Source organism: Azospirillum sp. Marseille-Q6669, assembly GCF_965111635.1.
In genome coordinates, this window is record NZ_CBCOOP010000002.1 from 1,136,917 (window position 1) to 1,155,391 (window position 18,475).

An 18,475-nucleotide genomic window follows, 5' to 3' on the forward strand; every position below is an offset into this window, starting at 1 on the left:
ATGCCGCAAGGCAAACATTCCGGTTGCCAAGTCCAGGGAAGACCAACCCTGAACGAACGTCGCATCCGACAAGGAAAACATCCGTTACAGCCGTTCGAGGAAACTGTTCAGCGGCGGCATCGGGCCGCAGACCGGGGATTCCTCACGGAGCAGATAGGCGAAATGCTTCAGCATCGGCTCCGCGTTGGTGCGGTCGCCGAGCGCGTAGGTGGCGACGCCGAACAGAACGACCAGGGCGAGGACCAGCGGGCTGAGGTTCAGGCGCGACGGGGTCATCCGGTTGAAGCTCTGCGCGAAGGCCGCCACTGCCAGCCCGCCGAGGACGAGCCCGACCACCACCTCCGTTACGGAATGATAGCGCAGCAGGATTCGCGATGCCGCGACGCCCCCCACCAACCCGAGGGCGCCGAGGACAACCACGCCACGCCGCCAGCCGTCCAGCGAGCGCGCGGCCATCACCCCGACCGCCCCATAGACGGCGGCGGCGAGGGCGGCGTGGCCGCTGGGGCTGGTCAGCCGGTCGTCGAACAGGCGGATGCCGCAGGCGTGCCCCAGGATCTTCAGAAGCGCCACCGAGCCCATCAGCATGGCCAGCACGGCCAGCCAGCGCGCCGCCGAGACCGCCGAATGGCGGCGCCACAGCATCACGATCAGGATGCCTGCCACCGGCAGCACGAAGGATGTGCTGCCGAGAAGCGAGATCGCCTTGTTGACGTGCCAGAGGTTCAGATGTCCCACGGTCCTCGCCGCTCCCTTTCCATTCAGCGCATGCGAACGAGCATCCCGTCCCGGTAGTTCCAGGCCGCCGTGCTCTTTCCGTCCGAAGCCGGCAGCGAAACGGTCAGTGTCCGGTCGGCCTGCTCCACCTTCGGCGCGTCGCTGCAGGTCCCGAACGGCAGCGAGACGGAGGCCTTGGTTCCGCCGAGGTCGAGCACGCGGAAGCGCGCGGCGCATTTGCCGTCCACGCTTTCCTGAAGCAGCACCAGCCAGCGCCCTTCCATGTTGTAGGCGTTCACGAAGGACAGGGTGCGCCCCTCGCGGTCCTCGTAGACGACGCGGTCGTTGACGGTCACCTGGATGACCTTCGGGCCGAGTTCGACCATCTGGACGACCTCGTTGCCGATGGCCGCGGACACCAGCACCGCGGCGCCGGACCGGTCGTCCGCCGCCTGTGCCGTCGCGATTGCCGCCGCCCCGATCGTTGCCGTCACGGAAAGCGCCGTCAGCAACCCCACCGGCCCCATAACGGCGCGGCTCAGAAACGTCATGCCCATAGCTGTTCTCAAATGCCCTTCTGGCTGGTCGCTCTCCACGCCAAGGTAAGCCCAACCGCCGCCATTCTGTAGTCCGTCAAAGGGCTGACATCCCCTTGCCGGAAAAATTTCACGAGCCGGACGATTTTGGTTGCCTTCCGGTCACGGCCCGATTAAAAACCGCGCCACCGCAGACGACGGCCTCGCCGACGCCGCGGCAGAGAGAAGCGCCCGTAGCTCAGCTGGATAGAGCACCAGACTACGAATCTGGGGGTCAGGAGTTCGAATCTCTTCGGGCGCGCCACTCTCCTCTTCCCATGAAAATTCCCATGACGCTTCGTTGAACGTGGTTGGATCAGGCGATCCGACGGCGTTTTAGTCGTTTTCGGCAAGTGGCGCTGGGACAATGGTGACGCGATCTTGCACCGCCTGCAGCAGAAGGCGGCATCCTGCCAATCAACAACGATGCTGCGATGGGCGGCAGGGAAATGAGCGGCCGACCGGCTGCTTTCCCAGCAACGTGCTTTTCCCCTTACAGGGACAGCCACCCCCTTGAAGGATTGGTGGGCCCGGCCGGATTCGAACCGACGACAACACCGTTATGAGCGGCGCGTTCTAACCGCTGAACTACAGGCCCCCACCGAGGGATGCCGAATGTGCCCAGAACCGGAAGCTTATGCAACCCCGTTCGATAGAGGCCAAAGCCCAAAATGAAAACAGGGGACCCGAAGGTCCCCCGCTTTTCATACGATCGCAGTCTGTATCGAGCCTGCCCCGGAAACCTCAGGTGTCCAGGAAGCTGCGCAGCTTGCGCGACCGCGACGGGTGCTTCAGCTTGCGCAGGGCCTTCGCCTCAATCTGGCGAATGCGCTCGCGCGTCACATTGAACTGCTGGCCGACCTCTTCCAGCGTGTGGTCGGTGTTCATGCCGATGCCGAAGCGCATGCGCAGCACACGCTCCTCGCGCGGCGTCAGCGAGGCCAGGACGCGGGTCGTCGTCTCGCGCAGGTTCGCCTGGATGGCGGCGTCGAGCGGCAGGACCGCGTTCTTGTCCTCGATGAAGTCGCCGAGATGCGAATCCTCCTCGTCGCCGATCGGCGTTTCGAGGGAGATCGGCTCCTTGGCGATCTTCAGGACCTTGCGGACCTTCTCCAGTGGCATCATCAGGCGTTCCGCCAGTTCCTCCGGGGTCGGCTCGCGGCCGATCTCGTGCAGCATCTGGCGGCTGGTGCGGACCAGCTTGTTGATCGTCTCGATCATGTGGACCGGGATGCGGATGGTCCGCGCCTGGTCGGCGATCGAGCGGGTGATCGCCTGACGGATCCACCACGTCGCGTAGGTCGAGAACTTGTAGCCGCGCCGGTACTCGAACTTGTCCACCGCCTTCATCAGACCGATGTTGCCCTCCTGGATCAGGTCCAGGAACTGCAGGCCGCGGTTCGTGTACTTCTTCGCGATGGAAATCACGAGGCGCAGGTTGGCCTCGACCATCTCCTTCTTCGCGCGGCTCGCTTCCTTCTCGCCCTTCTGGACGGTGGAGACGATGCGCCGGAACTCGCTGATCGGCAGCTTGGCCTCATCCGAGATGCTCGACACGCCGTCGCGCGTCTTGCGGATGTCGGCCTCGTACTTGTCGTAGAACTTGCCCCAGGTCTTGGGATTCAGGCCGCGGATGCGCTCCAGCCAGTTCGGGTCGAGTTCGTGCCCGAAATAGTGGTTGAGGAAATCCTCGCGCTTCACGCGGCAGTCGGTCGCCATGCGCAGCAGCTTGCCTTCGAAGCCGGTCAGCTTGCGGTTCAGGGCGTAGAGCTGCTCGACAAGCTGCTCGATGCGCTGGTTGTTCAGGCGCACCGTGTTCATCAGCTCGACCATCTCGGTCTTAAGCTTGTCGTACTTCTTGTCCGACTGCTTGGCCACGTCCTCGCCGCGCTGGATGGCCGCGATGCGGCCTTCGTGCAGCTTGTGCAGCTTGTCGTAGGTGGTCTTGATCTTCTCGAAGGTCTCGATGACCTGCGGCTTCAGCGCGGCTTCCATGGCCGACAGGGACAGGCTGTTGTCGCCGTCCTCGTCGCCTTCCTCCTCGCTTTCGCCCTCGGGGCGCGGCGGACGCTCCTCCTCGGTCTCCTGCGGGGCGGCTTCCACCGGCTCGGCCAGACCTTCGGGGATCTCCTCACCGTCCGGGCCGCCGCCATAGGTGGCGTCCAGGTCGATGATGTCGCGCAGCAGCATCTTCCCTTCCATGAGGGCGTCGTGCCACTCGAGGATGGCGCGGATGGTCAGCGGCGATTCGCAAATCGCCCCGATCATCATCTCACGCCCGGCCTCGATGCGCTTGGCGATGGCGATTTCGCCCTCGCGGGACAGCAGTTCGACCGATCCCATCTCGCGCAGATACATGCGCACGGGATCGTCGGTGCGGCCGATGTCGTCGTCGTCCAGATTGCCGGCGGACCGGCCTTCGCCCTCGCCGTCGGCGTTGGCGTTGCCCTCCGCGTCCTGCTCTTCCGATTCGACGATGTTGATGCCCATCTCGGAGAGCATGGCCATCGTGTCTTCGATCTGTTCGGAAGACGACGTATCCTGCGGCAGGGCAGCGTTCAGCTCGTCATAGGTGACGTAGCCACGCTCCTTGCCGCGGGCGATCATCTTCTTGACGGCAAGACCCATGCCGTCCATGAGCGGGCCGTCGCCGGCCTCGTCCCGGGCTTCGGAAACTTCAACGCTGTTCGCAGCTTTCGTGGCCATGCGATCGATGCCCCCGCATTACCCCATTATAAAAACCCATAGCACGCATCGCAGCGGCCCCCCGCTGTCGATCCGCACCTGCTTAAACCGGTTGTGAACCGTTCCGGACCTTGTCCGGCCAGACCCTTCCAGGTCTCATTCCCTCCGGCCCTTCCCTTCCGCACCACGCCCGGCGGCGCCGGCCGCTAGGCATCGTCGAGATCCTCGTCATCCGTCATACCCATTCCGGACCTGATGACCTCCTGTTGAAGGGCCACGACCCGCGCGAAGTTCGCCTCGCTGTTGTCACGGGCCAAAGCCGCCTCCGCTTCTCTCAAATCGGCCATCACCTGCCTGTGATGCAGGTGATGCCATGTCGGCCACCACCCCCGTTTCGCGTCCAAGGAGGACGCATCCGGGCGTGCAAAGCCGGCATGGACATAGGTCGACTCGCTGAGCAGAGAGCGGACAATGGTATCATAGCCGGCGGAAGACAAGTGGCGACAAAGCGATGCGGCGTCAAGTCCCGAGTCGTTTTCCCGCCGTTCGGCAAGCAATCCGATGACCGCTTGGCGCAATTCCTCCAGTTCCCGGTCGGGAAACGGCAGCATGCCCAGCGATTCGCCCAACTCATCAAACAACTCGGGATGATTGATGATCACGGCGAGCAGAACGCGCTCCCGCGCGGCGGCCAGATTGCCGGGGTTGCGACGGCGGTGACCGGGCGGCGGTGCGGTGCGCAGACCCGGCAGGCCCGGCGTGTGCCGGCGCGTCTGCTGGCCGAAGCGTCCGCCCCCTGCCCCCGCCTTGCCAAGAGCCCCCGGAACCCAGGGGCCGCGGTCGTTGCGCTGGCGCGGCGGCGGGGCGAAGGCTTCGTCGACGCGGCGGCGCATCTCCGTGCGGTAGAAGGACTGCACGTCGCGGTCGGCGATCTGCCCAACCCGCGAGTCCAGCGCCGCCTTCACAGCCGCCTTGGATTCCGGGGTGCCGGTGGGCTTGCCCTCGGTCTCCATGCGCCAGACCGCCTCGGACAGCGGGATGGCCTCTGCCAGCACCTCCTGCATGGCGCGGGGACCGTGCAAGCGGATCAGGCTGTCGGGGTCCTCCCCCTCCGGCAGGAAGGCGACGCGGGCGGAATGACCGGGGGCGAGGTGCGGCAGGATGCGTTCCACCGCCCGCCACGCCGCCCGGCGCCCGGCGTTGTCGCCGTCGAAGCAGAGGAAGGGGACCTTCTCCGCGTCGGGAATCAGCTTCCACAGCTCCTGGATCTGCGTCTCGGTCAGGGCGGTGCCGAGCGGCGCCACGGCCCCCTCGAACCCGGCGCGGACCAGCGCGATGACGTCCATGTAGCCTTCGGCGACGATCACCGGCTTGCCGTCCGCAGCCGCCTGCCGCGCCCGCGACAGGCCGTACAACAGCGTGCCCTTGTGGAACAGCGGCGTGTCGGCGGTGTTGACGTATTTCGGGCCGTCGCCCTCCAGGATGCGCCCGCCGAAGGCGACCACCCGGCCGCGCCGGTCGGTCACCGGGAAGATCACCCGGTTGCGGAAGAAGCTGTAGGGCGTGCGCCCGTCGTCCGGCCGCTTCAGCAGGCCGGCGGTCACCATGTCCTCTTCCGAGAAGCCCTGCTTCAGAAGCTGGCCGCGCAGCGCGCCGGAATCGGCGGGGGCGAAGCCCAGGCGGAAACGCGCCATGCCGTCGGTGTCCAGCCCGCGGCGCTGGAAATACTCCAACCCGGCACGGCCCGCGGGGGCGTAGAGCTGCTGCTCGAACCAGCGGGCGGCCTGCTCCACCAGATCGTGCAGCGTCTTGCGCCGCTCGTAGCGCTGCTTGTCCTCTTCCGTGGCGCGAGGAACCGGCATCCCCGCCTCGCCGGCCAGCGCCTCCACCGCCTCCGGAAAGGCGAGGTTGTCGTGGCGCATGACGAAGCCGATGATGTCGCCGTGCGCTCCGCAGCCGAAGCAGTGGAAGAAGCCCTTCTGGTCGTTGACGTAGAAGGAGGGCGACTTCTCGTTGTGGAAGGGGCACGGCGCCTTGTACTCGCGGCCGGCGCGGATCAGGCGCAGGCGCTTGCCCACCACGTCCGACAGGGCGAGACGGGTGCGAAGCTCTTCCAGGAATTGGGGCGGGAAGGCCATGGTCGGGCGGCACCCGTGCTAGATCGGCAACCGCACCGTCAGCAGGCCGAGAGCTGCTGCTTCACGGTGCCGCTGACCTTGGCGAAGTCCATCTGGCCGGCGTAGCGCGCCTTCAGCTCCGCCATCACCTTGCCCATGTCCTTGATGCAGGTGGCGCCGATCTCGTCCACCACCGTCTTCACGGCGGCGGCCACCTCCTCCTCCGACATCTGCTTGGGCAGGAAGCCCTCGATGATGGTGATCTCCTCGCGCTCCTGCTCGGCCAGTTCCAGGCGGCCGCCCTGCTCGTACAGCTTGATCGACTCGCCGCGCTGCTTGATCATCGTCTGCAGCATGGAGAGGATCTCGGCCTCGTCGATGCCGTCGGTGACGCCGCGCGAACGCGCCGCGATGTCACGATCCTTCAGCGCGGCCAGGATCAGGCGCACGGTCGAGACGGCGCGCTGGTTCTTGGCGAGCATCGCCTGCTTCAAAGCCTCGTTCAGGCGCGTGCGCAGCATTGCGTGTGTCCTTCGTGTTCGTCAGGTGTGTTCATCAGGTCGAAACGATAACGGCCGCTCGGCAGCATCCGCACCGTCCCCATCCGTGGGGTGGCGCGGGAGACGCGGCGCGAACCGGCAATATTCCTAAATTTGCGCCGGATTGCCACGTCAATTCCGAAGAGCCGCTTCACGCCCCCAACCGCCCTTCCAACAGCCAAGCCCCACCGGTGAAGCACGGCGATTATGCAAACGCGCCGCTGGAAATCGGGGTACCAATCGTCATATACGGTTGACCGGCTCACCCGTCCCGACTAATCGATCCAGGCTCAGACACCCGACCGCAAGGAAACGGGATGGAGGGGCACGGACCGACGACGACGCGTGCGCCCAGCGGGGCGGGACGCGGCGCCGACGCTCCGCAAAGCAGGAATATGTGGCCCGCGGCGGCTCTTGATAAGGTCTGAAGGATGGCTCAATCGACTCTCCCGGCGGGCGATGCCGGCGCTTACACCGGTGTCCTGGTTCTGGCCGACGGCACCGTCTTCAAGGGCCGAGGCATCGGTGCGGTGGGGGATTCGGTGGGCGAGGTGTGCTTCAACACCTCGATGACCGGTTATCAGGAAATCCTGACCGACCCCAGCTACGCCGGGCAGATCATCACCTTCACCTTCCCCCACATCGGCAACACCGGCGCCAACCCGGAAGACATCGAGACGGTGACCCCCGCCGCGCGCGGCCTGATCCTGCGCGCCGACGTCACCGACCCGTCGAACTGGCGCGCCACGCGCCATCTCGACGACTGGCTGAAGAGCTACGGGCTGGTCGGTCTGGCCGGGGTGGACACCCGCCGCCTGACCCGCCGCATCCGTGACCTCGGCGCGCCGAACGGCGTCGTCGCCCACGCGCCGGACGGCAAGTTCGACCTCGACGCGCTGGTCGCCAAGGCCAAGGGTTGGCCGGGACTGGAGGGCATGGACCTCGCCAAGGACGTCTCCTGCCGCCAGACCTACGGCTGGGATGAGGGCGCCTGGACGCTCGGCGCCGGCTACGCCACCCAGGACAGCCCGCGTTTCCACGTCGTGGCGATCGATTTCGGCGCCAAGCGCAACATCCTGCGCTGCCTCGCGGCGGCCGGCTGCAAAGTGACCGTGGTTCCGGGCACCGCCACCGTCGAGGACGTGATGCGCCACAAGCCGGACGGCGTCTTCCTGTCGAACGGCCCCGGCGACCCTGCGGCCACCGGCGAATACGCGGTGCCGACGATCAAGGGCCTGCTGGACACCGGCCTGCCGATGTTCGGCATCTGCCTGGGCCACCAGATGCTCTCGCTGGCGCTGGGCGCCAAGACGAAGAAGATGCCGCTGGGCCACCGCGGCGCCAACCATCCGGTGAAGGATCTGGCTTCCGGCCGAGTGGAGATCACCAGCCAGAATCACGGTTTCGTGGTGATGGAGGAGACCCTGCCCGCCGATGCCGAGGTGACCCACGTCAGCCTGTTCGACGGCACCAACGAGGGCATCCGGTTGAAGAACAAGCCGGTCTTCTCGGTGCAGTACCACCCGGAGGCCTCGCCCGGCCCGCAGGACAGCCACTATCTGTTCGACCGCTTCGTGGCGTTGATGGACGGCAAGCAGACGGTCTGACGCCCGGCGGACGCGCCGGCCGATGATGGGAAAGGAGCCGCTTGCGGCTCCTTTTTCTTGTTCAGCCGTCCGGTCACGCGGAGCCGCCGCCCCTCTCCTTTTTTGCCCAACCGACACTCCCCGATCGGGCGGATTGGCTGATTTCTCCACCCCCTTCGATAAAAACTCTGCTCCGTCAAAGGTGTGTCCTTTGCTTCTGGACTCTGCGATGGTTACGGGCGCGCCCCTCGCCATGCATACCGGAGCATGACATCCCTTGCCTGTGCACGCTCAGGATGACAACGCACCCGCCATGAATGACGGCGGCCTGGGCGACGACCAGCCCCGGGCCGGCGGCCTGTCGCTCCGCGCCGGGCTGGTGCTGCTGGTCATGGCGGCGCTGCTGCCGATGCTGGGATTCGCCGGCTGGACGGTCTTCCGCATGGCCGAGACGCAGAGCGCCGCGATCGAGCGGTCTGGCCAGGATCTGGCCCGGACGCTGGCCGTCGCCATCGACCGCGAACTCATGGCGATGGAGACGGCGCTCCAGGTGCTCACCACCTCTCCCCACTTGGTGAAGGGCGATCTCGCGGCTTTCCACCGGCAGGCGACCGAGGTGCTTCAGCACAAGGGCTCCCGGCGCGAGGGCGTGCACATCGTGCTGAGCAACGCCCAAGGCCAGCAGCTGATCAACACGCGCCGCCCATTCGGGGAGCCGCTTCCCCGCACCGCGGTTACCGGCCTCGTCCGGCGGACGGCGGACAGCGGTCAGACCCAGATTTCCGAGATCTTCACGGGCGTCGTCGCCCAACGCCCCCTGGTCGCCGTCGCGTTGCCGATCACGCGGAATGGACCCTCGGAACATGTGCTGGCCATGAGCATCCCAACCGAGATGTTCATCGAGGTGCTGCGCCAGCAAAGCCTTCCGGAGGGATGGATCGCCGCCCTGTGGGACCGGCAAGGCGTCGTCATCACCCGGACCGCGGCCTCCGACACCTTCACCGGCACGCCGATTTCAGCGGAGGTGTTCCGCCGGACCGCCTCGGCGAGTTCCGGGACCTTCACCGCCGTGGCGCGGGACGGCACGCCGCTGTTCAACGCCTTCGCCCGGTCGGAGCTGTCGGGCTGGACCGTCGCCGTCGGCGTGCCGCAGAGGCTGATCGCCGAACCCATGCGCCGCTCGGTCACGCTTGTGTTGTGCGGCGGCGGAATCCTGCTGCTGGTCAGCCTGGCGATGGCTCTGGCGGTCGGGCGGCGCATCGCCGATCCGGTCGCGGCGTTGGCCGGTTCCGCCCTGGCGCTGGGACGCGACGGCCCGCACGCATCGCCGGTGATGACCGCCCCCGCGCCGATCCGCGAGGTCAACGCGGTGGCCGGCGCGCTGAACCGGGCGGCCCGCCGCCTGCGCGACAGCGAGGCGCAGCAACGGCTGGTCATGGAGGTCGTCGGGCTGGGCGTCTGGCGCTTCGACATGCGCAGCCGCCGCTTCCACGGCTCGGACCACACCGCCGCCCTCCTGGGCGTCCCGGTGCTCGACGGCGCCTCGGTCGAATCCTGGATTCGCAACGTCGCGGCGGACCACCGCAACGCCGTCCGCGCCGCCCTCTTCCGCGATGCCTCGTCGAAGGGCGAACTGGAGGCGGAGTTTCCCGTCGGCTCGCCCGACGGGCAGGTGCGCTGGCTGGCCATGCGCGGGTCCTGCCTGACCGACCCGGACGGCACCACCCGCGCCGTCGGCATCCTGGAGGACGTGACGGAGCGGCGGCGCGCCCACGAGATGCAGTTGGGCGAGCTGGTGGACCGCCACGCCTCCGACCGCCGCCTGTTCGCCGCGATCATCGAAAGCTCCACCGATCTGATCGTCGCGGTGGACCAGGAGCTTCGCTACATCCTGTTCAACGGCGCCTACCAGCGGGAGGTCGAGGCGCTGTACGGCCACCGCCCGGCCATCGGCCAGAGCCTGCTGGAGATGATGGAGCATCTGCCCACCGCGCAGGTCACCACGGAGTCCCTGTGGAGCCGCGCGCTGGGTGGAGAGCGCTTCACCATCGTGGAGGAGCTGGGCGACCCCACCCTGCAGCGCAAGCGCTACGAACTGGCCTTCGGCACCATCCTGGATTCCAGCGGGCGTCGCATCGGCGCCTATCACGTCGCCCGCGACGTCGAGGAGCGGGAGCGCACCGGCCAGGCCCTGCGCGAGATCGAGGAGACGCTGCACCAGGCCCGCAAGATGGAGGCCATCGGCCAGCTCACCGGCGGCATCGCCCACGACTTCAACAACCTGCTCCAGGCCATCGGCACCTCGCTCTACCTGCTGCGCGCCGCTGGGGAAAGCGGTGGAGCCAGCCATCCCCAGGCCCTCGACATGGCGGAGAAGGCGGTGGAGCGCGGCGCCACCCTGACCCAGCATCTGCTGGCCTTCTCCCGCCGGCAGCGGCTGGAGCCGAAGACGGTCGACGTCGGCGCCCTGGTCACCGGCATGGGCGGGCTGCTGGAACGCACGCTGGGCGGCACCACCCGCATCGTGACGGAGACGGACCCCAGCCTGTGGCCGGCGCGGGTCGACCCGAACCAGCTCGAAATGGCCATCCTCAACCTCGCCATCAACGCGCGGGACGCCATGGCGGCGGGTGGCACCCTGACCATCCGCACCGGCAATTGCCCGGACGACATGGAGGGACGGCCGCTCGATCTCGCCGCCGGGGATTGCGTGTCCATCGCCGTTGCCGACACCGGCAGCGGGATGAGCGAGGAGACGGCGGCGCGCGCCTTCGAACCCTTCTTCACGACGAAGGGCGTCGGGCACGGCACCGGCCTGGGTCTGTCGATGGTGCACGGTCTGGCCGCGCAATCCGGCGGGACGGTGGTCCTGACGACCCGGCTGGGCGCCGGCACGACGGTGACGCTCTATCTGCCGCGGGCCGACGCCGAGGAGGATGCCACCCCGGACGCCGAGCATCCCGCCGCCGTCCAATCCCCGCCCCGCCCCGCCACCATCCTGCTGGTGGAGGACGAGGCGTTGGTCCGCATGGCGACCGCGACGGTTCTGGAGCACGCCGGTTTCCGCATCATGGAGGCGTCCAGTGGTCCCGACGCGCTGGACGCCTTCGCCCGCGAACCGGAGGTGGACCTCGTGCTGACCGATTACGCGATGCCCGGCATGACAGGGCTGGAACTGGTGCGGGAACTGCGCGTCCGGCGCCCCGACCTGCCGGTTCTGATGGTCACCGGCTATGCGGAGATCCAGCGGGCTTCGGCGCTGGACGGGTTGCCCATCCTGCAGAAACCCTATCAGGCTGACGAACTGGTCACACGCATCCGCGCCGCCCTGCCCGTGGCACCCTCAGCCTGACGGCCGCCGCCCGAACGGACGCCATGCCGCCGCCCGCTCCTTCGCATCCGCCCTCGTCCCAACCGCCTTGCCCGCTCTGCGGCCGCCCGATGGTGCCCGGCCCCAGCCTGAACGAGCACCACCTGATCCCGCGCACCTACGGCGGGCGGGACACACTGACCATGCACCGCATCTGCCACGCCAAGATCCACGCGGTGCTGAGCGAGGCGGAGCTGCGCGACCATTACAACACCATCGCCAGCCTGCGCGCCCACCCGGACATCGCCGCCTTCCTGCGCTGGGTGTCCCGCAAGCCGCCGGAGTTCATCGACCGCCACGCCTCCGGACGCGGGCGCCGGCGGTGACGCGCCGCTCGATGGGTCAGACGCGCCCGAGGTAACGGTTGATCTCGCCGTTGCAGGACCGGCTGATGCGCTCGTATTCGGCGGGGGTGTCGATGCGGGCCTGACGCGCGTTGCGTTCGCGTCCGAACTCCTCCATCAGCTGGCGCATCGCCGCCTTGATCGGCTGCTCGATCGCCGCCATGACCTGCCGCTCGGAGCGGCCCTGGGCCGGTCGGGCACGGCCGACCACATCCTCCAGCCGACGCTTCAAGACCGGCACATACTCGCGCAGAAGCTGCTCGTCCACCGTGACGTGGCGCATCTCGTGGGCCAGGACCTCGCCGTGGATGCAACTGCCCTGCGGCAGCTCGCGGGCGACATAGACGGTCCGCTCGTCGTAGCCGAAGGTGACGGTCAAGGTCTGGGCCGCGCCGCAGTAGCGACCCTGCCCCAGAGATGCCGTCATGACGCCGGCCTGCCATTGCTGATTGTATTGGATCGCCGCCAGCCCCAACGTGTGAGAATTGGCGGTCCGCCCCGCGACGGGCCGCCGCCCCGGCTTCTGGGCCAGTTGGCGGATCGACTGGCTGTAGTCGGTGCGCAAAGGGGCGATCTGCAGATCGAGGACCACGCGGGCCGGCGCGAAGTCCGGACAGGCGGCGACCCCGCCCTGGGCAATCACGGTTTGGGCCGTCGCGGTTTGCGCGGCCACGGGCTCGGAAAAGCCGAGCCCTCCCCCACCCAGGCACAGGAGCGTCAGAAGGCCGGCGCGCAGGCGCGGTCGGAACGGGCGGAGGATCATTCCGCCTATGTCGGTGCGGCCCCCGCCGACGGCAAGGGCCGCAACGCCGGACCTCAGCGCTTGCCTGGATAGAGGAAGCGAGCCTTCAGCGTGCCCTCGATGGCGCGCAGGTCGCTCGCCACCTCGTTCTCCTCCACATCGCCGTCGACATCCACCACGACGTAGCCCAGTTCCGGGTCTGTCTGGAGATACTGCGCGGCGATGTTCAGGTTGCGGCCCGAGAAGACCTCGTTGATCTTGCGCAGCACGCCCGGACGGTTCTCGTGGACGTGCAGGAAGCGGGTGCAGCCGGCATGGACGACCGGCAGGCCGACCTGCGGGAAGTTCACGGCGCCCATGGTCGAGCCGTTGTCCGAATACTCGATCAGCTTCTGCGACACCTCGGTGCCGATGTTGGCCTGCGCCTCCATCGTCGAGCCGCCGATGTGCGGGGTCAGGATGACGTTGTCGAGCCCGCGCAGCGCGCTCTCGAACACCTCCTTGTCGCCGCCCGGCTCCTTGGGGAACACGTCGATGGCCGCACCCAGCAGATGCTTGTCCTTCAGGGCGGCGGCCAGCGCCTCGATCACCACGACCTTGCCGCGGGCGGCGTTGATCAGGTGGGCGCCCTTCTTCATCGCGCGGATCTGTGCCTCGCCGATCATGTCGCGGGTCTGCGGCGTGTCGGGGACGTGCAGGGTCACCACGTCGGACACCGCCAGCAGCTCCTCCAGCGAGTGGCAGGGCTGCGCGTTGCCGAGCGCCAGCTTGTTCACGACGTCGTAGTAGCGGACCTTCATGCCCATCGATTCGGCCATGATCGACACCTGCGTGCCAATGTGGCCGTAGCCGACGATGCCCAGCGTCTTGCCGCGGATCTCGTAGCTGTCCTTGGCCGACTTCATCCAGCCGCCGCCATGCACGAGGGTCGACTTCGAGAAGATGCCGCGCATCAGCATGATGACCTCGCCGATCACCAGCTCCGCCACCGACCGGGTGTTCGAATAGGGCGCGTTGAAGACCGGGATGCCGAGTCGGCGGGCGGCCTTCAGATCGACCTGATTCGTGCCGATGCAGAAGCAGCCGACGCTGAACAGGCGGCTCGCGGCCTCCAGCACCTTGGCGGTCAGATGGGTGCGCGAGCGGATGCCCAGCATGTGGACGGACCCGATGCGCTCCAGCAGCTCCGATTCGTCCAGCGCGTGCGGCAGACGCTCCACGGTGGCGTAGCCGCCATGCGCCAACTCGTTGATGGCGTTGTCGTGAACGCCTTCGAGCAGCAGGATGTTGATCTTGTCCTTGGAGAGCGAGAGCTTCGTCACGGCCGGAATCCGTCGAAATGAATGGCCCCGCACGCGGCGGGCCGCCAATAATGCGAGCGCGCAAGGTAATGCCAAGCGCCGGCCTTGTCACGCGAGGGATGTTGCGCTGCCGCCGCCATTCCGCATGGCGGGTTGGCGCCGCACGCGGAGCGGGTGTATTCGTGCCACCGACAAGGCCATGGCTGGGAAGAGCGAGGGAAACACCGGGATGAGCGACGTCACCATCTACCACAACCCGCGCTGCACCAAGTCGCGCCAGACGCTGGAGCTTCTGAGGTCCAGGGGCGTCGAGCCCACCGTCGTCGAGTATCTGAAGACCCCGCCCGGCCCGGCCGAGCTGAAGGCCATCCTGGCCAAGCTGGGCAAGGGTCCGCGCGACATCCTGCGCGCCAAGGAGGCGGCGGAGGCCGGGATCGCCAAGGATCTCGACGGCGATGCCCTGATCGACGCATTGTCCGCCAACCCCGCCGCCATCGAGCGGCCCATCGTCGTCACGGGCGACAAGGCCCGCGTGGGCCGTCCGCCGGAAAGCGTTCTGGAGATCCTGTAAGTGACCAAGCCCTCCCTGGACCTCACCCCCGCCGACGCTGCGACCGAGCTGCGCACCGTCCGCGACCTGATCCGCTACGGCGTCAGCCGCTTCACCGAGGCCGATCTCGACTACGGCCACGGCACCACCAACGCCCATGACGAGGCGGTGTTCATGGTGCTGGAAGGGCTGAGCCTGCCCATCGACCAGCTCGACCCCTATGTGGACGCCCGGCTGACCCTGGCGGAGCGCCGCAAGGTGGCCGACCTGCTGCACGCCCGCGTGGAGACGCGCAAGCCGGCCTCCTACCTGCTGAACAAGGCCTACATCCAGGGCATCCCCTTCTATGTGGATGAGCGGGTGATCGTCCCGCGCTCCTACATCGGGGAGATCCTGTTCTCCGACCTGATCGGCGGCGACGACTTCACGCTGGTGGAGGACCCGACGGAGGTCGAGCGGGTGCTCGACCTCTGCACCGGCTCCGGCTGCCTCGCCATCCTGGCCGCGCAGATCTTCCCGGAGGCCCAGGTGGACGCGGTGGACCTGTCCGCCGACGCGCTGGAGGTGGCCAAGCGCAACGTCGCCGACAGCGGGTTCGAGGACCGCATCGCCCTGCACCACGGCGACCTGTTCGCACCGCTGAAGAACCGCAAGTACGACGTCATCATCACCAACCCGCCCTATGTGGACGCCGAGGCGATGGCCGCCTTGCCGCCGGAGTTCCGCCACGAGCCGGAAATGGCCCTGGCGTCGGGCGAGGACGGGCTGGACATCGTGCGTCGCATCCTGAAGGAGGCGCCCAAGCACCTGACGCCGGAAGGCGGCCTGCTTTGCGAGTTCGGCACGGGCCGCGAGATCCTGGAAGCCGAATATCCGGACCTCGACTTCTTCTGGGTCGAGACCGCCAACAGCTTCGGCGAGGTCTTCTGGCTGACCCGCGACCAGCTGAAGGCGGGCAAGTAACCGGACCGCTGATCAGACCGGACGCCGGAGCAGCACGCTTCCCCCCTGGTGCGGCAGCCGCTCGTGCCAGGGGATGTCGGCGCGGCCGATCTCGGCGAAGCCTTCCTTGGCATAGAGTTGGCGGGCGTCGGCGTTGTCGGCCCAGACATGCAGCGTCACCCGGTCGAACCGGCCGCGGCGCGCCCGCTCATAGACCCAGGCGAGAAGCTGGGAGGCGATGCCGCGGCGGCGCCACGCCGGATCGACGGCCAGCGCCGACAGGAAGTAGCTGCCCCAGTCGTGCACCCGGCTGAAATCCTCCATATGGGCCAGCCGGTCGACGGGCAGTCCGGTGTAGTCCTGGGTCTTGATCCAGTCCACGGGATAGGCGTGGGCAACCCCGACGATGCGCCCTGCCGCCTCCGCCACGCCCGAGTGGCGGTGGGAGAAGGACCCGGACGTGCCCGCCAGCCCGGGCACCAGCATCTCCGCCGCCGTCTGGCCGGGCACCAGCCCGTCGAGCAGGAACTCGTAGATGCCGCCGCCGGCTATGTCGATGAGCCGCGCCAGCTCCGGCGCGTCGTCCGGCTCGGCCGGGCGGATGTGGATGCCGTTGTCGTTCATGACCCGCGTTTCCTGTTGAAAGCGTGATTCCCCTCTGCCGTCCCGGGAGAGGGTGCCCGCGACAGCGGGTGGGTGAGGGTCGAACAAGGATCAAGAGGGCAATCCTGGGCGACACCCTCACCCTTCCCACGCCTGCGGCGCGGGCCCCTTCCCTCTCCCGGGGCGGGAGAGGGAATTTCCCGACTCCATTGACCGTGGCCGCCCGTCGCCCTATCCTGACGCCCATGATGGACCGTCACCTTACCCTGGGTCTGCGAATTAGCAGCCCGGTTCTCGCGTGAGAGCCGGGGTTTTCGCACGTCTGCAGGTCTGATCCTGCACTCATCGACTCAAGACCAAGGTAAGAGCGACCCATGTCCACCGTCACGTTGTCCACCGTCACGCTGGCGGCGCCCGCCACCGAATCCCGTCCGACCGATCCGAACCGCCTCGTCCGCTTCGCCGTGCAGGCCGATGCCGATCCCGGCACCCTGCCCCGCGTGCTGGAGCTGTTCGCCAAGCGCGGCCTCGTCCCGCTGTCGCTGAACAGCCGCCTGCTGGGCGAGACGCTGACCGTGGAGGTCGAAATGACCGGCATGGTCGCCGCGGAGTCGAACCATGTCGGCAATTGCCTGCGCCAGATCCCGATGGTCCTGACGGTCGCCGTGACCGAACGGACCCTGCCGCTGGACCTGCCCGCCGCCGCCGAGTGACGGCGACAGCGGGCGTCCGGCGTCAGTCGGACGACGGCGTCCTGGTCTTTTCAGACAACATTTCAGGCGACGGGGGCGGCGCGTCCGAAGCGGGGACGACAGTCTCCTCCGTCGGCGCCTCCTCCGTCTCCTTCATCAGCTGGGCGGCCTGCTGCAGCTTGCGGAACTGCGCCACCGAGAAAGGCAGGCTCGCCAGATAGGCCAGCCCGAGGAACGCCAGCGTCCACCAGGGCTGGCTGACCAGCGAGGCGGCGAGCAGGCCGACACCGACCAGACCCGGCACCACATACTGGGTCGGCACCCGCATGCCCTTGAAGGAGAAGGTCGGCAGCGTGCTGACCATAAGCCCGCCCATCGCCAGCGTCCAGGGCACCACGACGGCCGGATGGCCGGCGATGTCCGGCCCGGCCTCGAAGCCGATGACCATGGGAAGGACGGCCAGACCGGCGCCCGCCGGGGCGGGGACGCCGGTGAAGTAGTTGAAGGCCCACGGCGGCAGGTCGACGTCCAGCCGGGAGTTGAAGCGGGCCAGCCGCAGCGCCGCGCAGACCGCGTAGGCCATGGCGGCGATCCAGCCCAGGCTGCCGGCGCCGTTCAGCGCCCACAGATACATCATGAAGGCGGGGGCCACGCCGAAGCTGATGACGTCGGACAGGCTGTCCAACTCGGCGCCGAACTTGCTCTGCCCGTTCAGCAGGCGGGCGATCCGCCCGTCCAGCGCGTCGAAGATCGCCGCGATGACGATGCAGACGACCGCCTGCTCCCACCGCTCGTGCATGGCGAAGCGGATGGCCGTCAGGCCGGAGCACAGCGCCAGCACCGTCAGCACGTTGGGAAGAAGATGGTTGATCGACAACCCCTTCAGCCGCGGATGCGGGCGGCGCGCCCGGCGCTTGCGGAACACTGCCGGCTTGAAGACCGGTCGCTTCATCGGCGGACATCCCCCTGCCGTTGCGGTTCGGTGGCAGTCAGGTCGGCCAGCACGGTCTCGCCGCCGATCGCCGTCTGCCCGACGCAGACCAGCGGAACCACGCCGTCCGGCAGATAGACGTCGGTGCGGCTGCCGAATCGGATCAGGCCGAACCGCTCGCCCGCCTTGACCTCCTGGCCGGCCTTCACCCAGTAAAGGATGCGGCGGGCGACGAGGCCGGCAATCTGCACATAGGCAATCTCACGCCCGTCGGGAAGACGGTGGCGGAAGGCGGCGCGTTCGTTCTCCTCGCTGGCCTTGTCCAGCGCGGCGTTCACGAAGGTGCCCTTGTGATACTCCGCCGCCACCACCGTGCCGTCCGCCGGCACGCGGTTGACGTGCACGTTGAAGACGTTGAGGAAGATGCTGACGCGGGTCAGCGGCTTGTCGCCCATGCCCAGCTCCGGCGGCGGAACCGCGGGAACGATCATGGTCACGCGCCCGTCGGCGGGGCTGACCAGCAGGCCGGGGCGCGTCGGCGTCACGCGATCGGGATCGCGGAAGAAATACACGCACCACAGGGTGAGCACGAGACCCAGCCAGCCCAGCGGCTTCGCCACGGCAAGCCCGAGAATCAGGGAGACCACGGCGAAGGCGGCGATGAAGGGCCAGCCGGCGCGGTGGATCGGAACGACTACGGTATTGAGGGCGGACATCGCCGGTTACTTCAGCCTCGGATCGTTGGAGCGGCGCATTCTAGACAGCATCCCCCGCCCTTTAC

The 18,475-nt window shown here is 67.8% G+C and carries 16 protein-coding genes and 2 tRNA genes; 7 read left to right on the top strand and 11 right to left on the bottom strand.

Annotated features, from left to right (window positions below; all coding sequences use genetic code 11):
• Nucleotides 1-84: 84 nt before the first annotated feature.
• Nucleotides 85-738, bottom strand: coding sequence for a phosphatase PAP2 family protein (locus ACWPXE_RS16635; protein WP_237903237.1), 654 nt, complete (start codon nucleotides 736-738; stop codon nucleotides 85-87).
• A 23-nt stretch (nucleotides 739-761) separates the two neighbouring features.
• On the bottom strand, nucleotides 762-1,268 hold the full coding sequence (locus ACWPXE_RS16640) for a hypothetical protein (RefSeq protein WP_201044682.1): 507 nt from the start codon (nucleotides 1,266-1,268) through the stop codon (nucleotides 762-764).
• 212 nt (nucleotides 1,269-1,480) lie between these two features.
• Here ACWPXE_RS16640 and ACWPXE_RS16645 point away from each other — a divergent pair.
• Nucleotides 1,481-1,557 (top strand) — tRNA-Arg (locus ACWPXE_RS16645).
• Between the two features lie 257 nt (nucleotides 1,558-1,814).
• On the opposite strand, the gene ACWPXE_RS16650 is transcribed toward ACWPXE_RS16645, so the two are convergent.
• From ACWPXE_RS16650 to ACWPXE_RS16665, 4 genes are all read right to left on the bottom strand, one after another.
• Nucleotides 1,815-1,890: transfer RNA gene (locus ACWPXE_RS16650), tRNA-Ile, on the bottom strand.
• Between the two features lie 146 nt (nucleotides 1,891-2,036).
• Nucleotides 2,037-3,998, bottom strand: a complete 1,962-nt coding sequence (rpoD, locus tag ACWPXE_RS16655) for an RNA polymerase sigma factor RpoD (protein WP_237903236.1) — start codon at nucleotides 3,996-3,998, stop codon at nucleotides 2,037-2,039.
• Between the two features lie 185 nt (nucleotides 3,999-4,183).
• Nucleotides 4,184-6,115, bottom strand: a complete 1,932-nt coding sequence (dnaG, locus tag ACWPXE_RS16660) for a DNA primase (RefSeq protein ID WP_454018700.1) — start codon at nucleotides 6,113-6,115, stop codon at nucleotides 4,184-4,186.
• A gap of 38 nt (nucleotides 6,116-6,153) precedes the next feature.
• Entirely contained in the window at nucleotides 6,154-6,615 is a 462-nt protein-coding gene (locus ACWPXE_RS16665) for a GatB/YqeY domain-containing protein (protein WP_454018701.1), read from the bottom strand.
• A gap of 449 nt (nucleotides 6,616-7,064) precedes the next feature.
• Here ACWPXE_RS16665 and carA point away from each other — a divergent pair, with 449 nt between their 5' ends.
• From carA to ACWPXE_RS16680, 3 genes are all read left to right on the top strand, one after another.
• A complete protein-coding gene (gene carA, locus ACWPXE_RS16670) occupies nucleotides 7,065-8,240 on the top strand; it encodes a glutamine-hydrolyzing carbamoyl-phosphate synthase small subunit (protein WP_454018702.1) in 1,176 nt (391 codons plus the stop codon).
• Nucleotides 8,241-8,532: 292 nt separating this feature from the next.
• Nucleotides 8,533-11,571, top strand: coding sequence for a response regulator (locus ACWPXE_RS16675; protein WP_454018703.1), 3,039 nt, complete (start codon nucleotides 8,533-8,535; stop codon nucleotides 11,569-11,571).
• Between the two features lie 89 nt (nucleotides 11,572-11,660).
• On the top strand, nucleotides 11,661-11,915 hold the full coding sequence (locus tag ACWPXE_RS16680; RefSeq protein WP_454018704.1) for an HNH endonuclease: 255 nt from the start codon (nucleotides 11,661-11,663) through the stop codon (nucleotides 11,913-11,915).
• A gap of 16 nt (nucleotides 11,916-11,931) precedes the next feature.
• On the opposite strand, the gene ACWPXE_RS16685 is transcribed toward ACWPXE_RS16680, so the two are convergent.
• Both ACWPXE_RS16685 and serA read right to left on the bottom strand, forming a co-directional pair.
• Entirely contained in the window at nucleotides 11,932-12,606 is a 675-nt protein-coding gene (locus ACWPXE_RS16685; RefSeq protein WP_454018705.1) for a hypothetical protein, read from the bottom strand.
• Nucleotides 12,607-12,749: 143 nt separating this feature from the next.
• Nucleotides 12,750-13,997: a phosphoglycerate dehydrogenase gene (serA, locus tag ACWPXE_RS16690; RefSeq protein ID WP_119510170.1), complete on the bottom strand. Its 1,248-nt coding sequence runs from the start codon at nucleotides 13,995-13,997 to the stop codon at nucleotides 12,750-12,752.
• A 208-nt stretch (nucleotides 13,998-14,205) separates the two neighbouring features.
• Here serA and arsC point away from each other — a divergent pair, with 208 nt between their 5' ends.
• Both arsC and prmB read left to right on the top strand, forming a co-directional pair.
• Nucleotides 14,206-14,547 carry an arsenate reductase (glutaredoxin) gene (arsC, locus tag ACWPXE_RS16695; protein WP_014240928.1) on the top strand — a complete coding sequence of 114 codons (342 nt, stop codon included), beginning with the start codon at nucleotides 14,206-14,208 and terminating at the stop codon, nucleotides 14,545-14,547.
• Nucleotides 14,548-15,489 (top strand): 50S ribosomal protein L3 N(5)-glutamine methyltransferase, encoded by a 942-nt coding sequence (gene prmB / locus ACWPXE_RS16700; RefSeq protein ID WP_454018706.1) that lies wholly within the window; start codon nucleotides 14,548-14,550, stop codon nucleotides 15,487-15,489.
• 12 nt (nucleotides 15,490-15,501) lie between these two features.
• Here the strand turns inward: prmB and ACWPXE_RS16705 are convergent, their stop codons facing one another.
• Nucleotides 15,502-16,092, bottom strand: coding sequence for an N-acetyltransferase family protein (locus ACWPXE_RS16705; protein ID WP_454018707.1), 591 nt, complete (start codon nucleotides 16,090-16,092; stop codon nucleotides 15,502-15,504).
• Between the two features lie 353 nt (nucleotides 16,093-16,445).
• On the opposite strand from ACWPXE_RS16705, the gene ACWPXE_RS16710 reads away from it, so the two are divergent.
• Complete coding sequence (locus ACWPXE_RS16710; RefSeq protein WP_454018708.1) at nucleotides 16,446-16,784, top strand: hypothetical protein; 339 nt, start codon at nucleotides 16,446-16,448, stop codon at nucleotides 16,782-16,784.
• Between the two features lie 22 nt (nucleotides 16,785-16,806).
• Here the strand turns inward: ACWPXE_RS16710 and pssA are convergent, their stop codons facing one another.
• Together pssA and ACWPXE_RS16720 are read right to left on the bottom strand one after the other, a co-directional pair.
• Nucleotides 16,807-17,715, bottom strand: a complete 909-nt coding sequence (pssA, locus tag ACWPXE_RS16715) for a CDP-diacylglycerol--serine O-phosphatidyltransferase (protein ID WP_454018709.1) — start codon at nucleotides 17,713-17,715, stop codon at nucleotides 16,807-16,809.
• Nucleotides 17,712-18,410 (bottom strand): phosphatidylserine decarboxylase, encoded by a 699-nt coding sequence (locus ACWPXE_RS16720; RefSeq protein WP_014240934.1) that lies wholly within the window; start codon nucleotides 18,408-18,410, stop codon nucleotides 17,712-17,714. Before ACWPXE_RS16720 ends, pssA begins: the two co-directional genes overlap by 4 nt.
• Nucleotides 18,411-18,475: the final 65 nt, after the last annotated feature.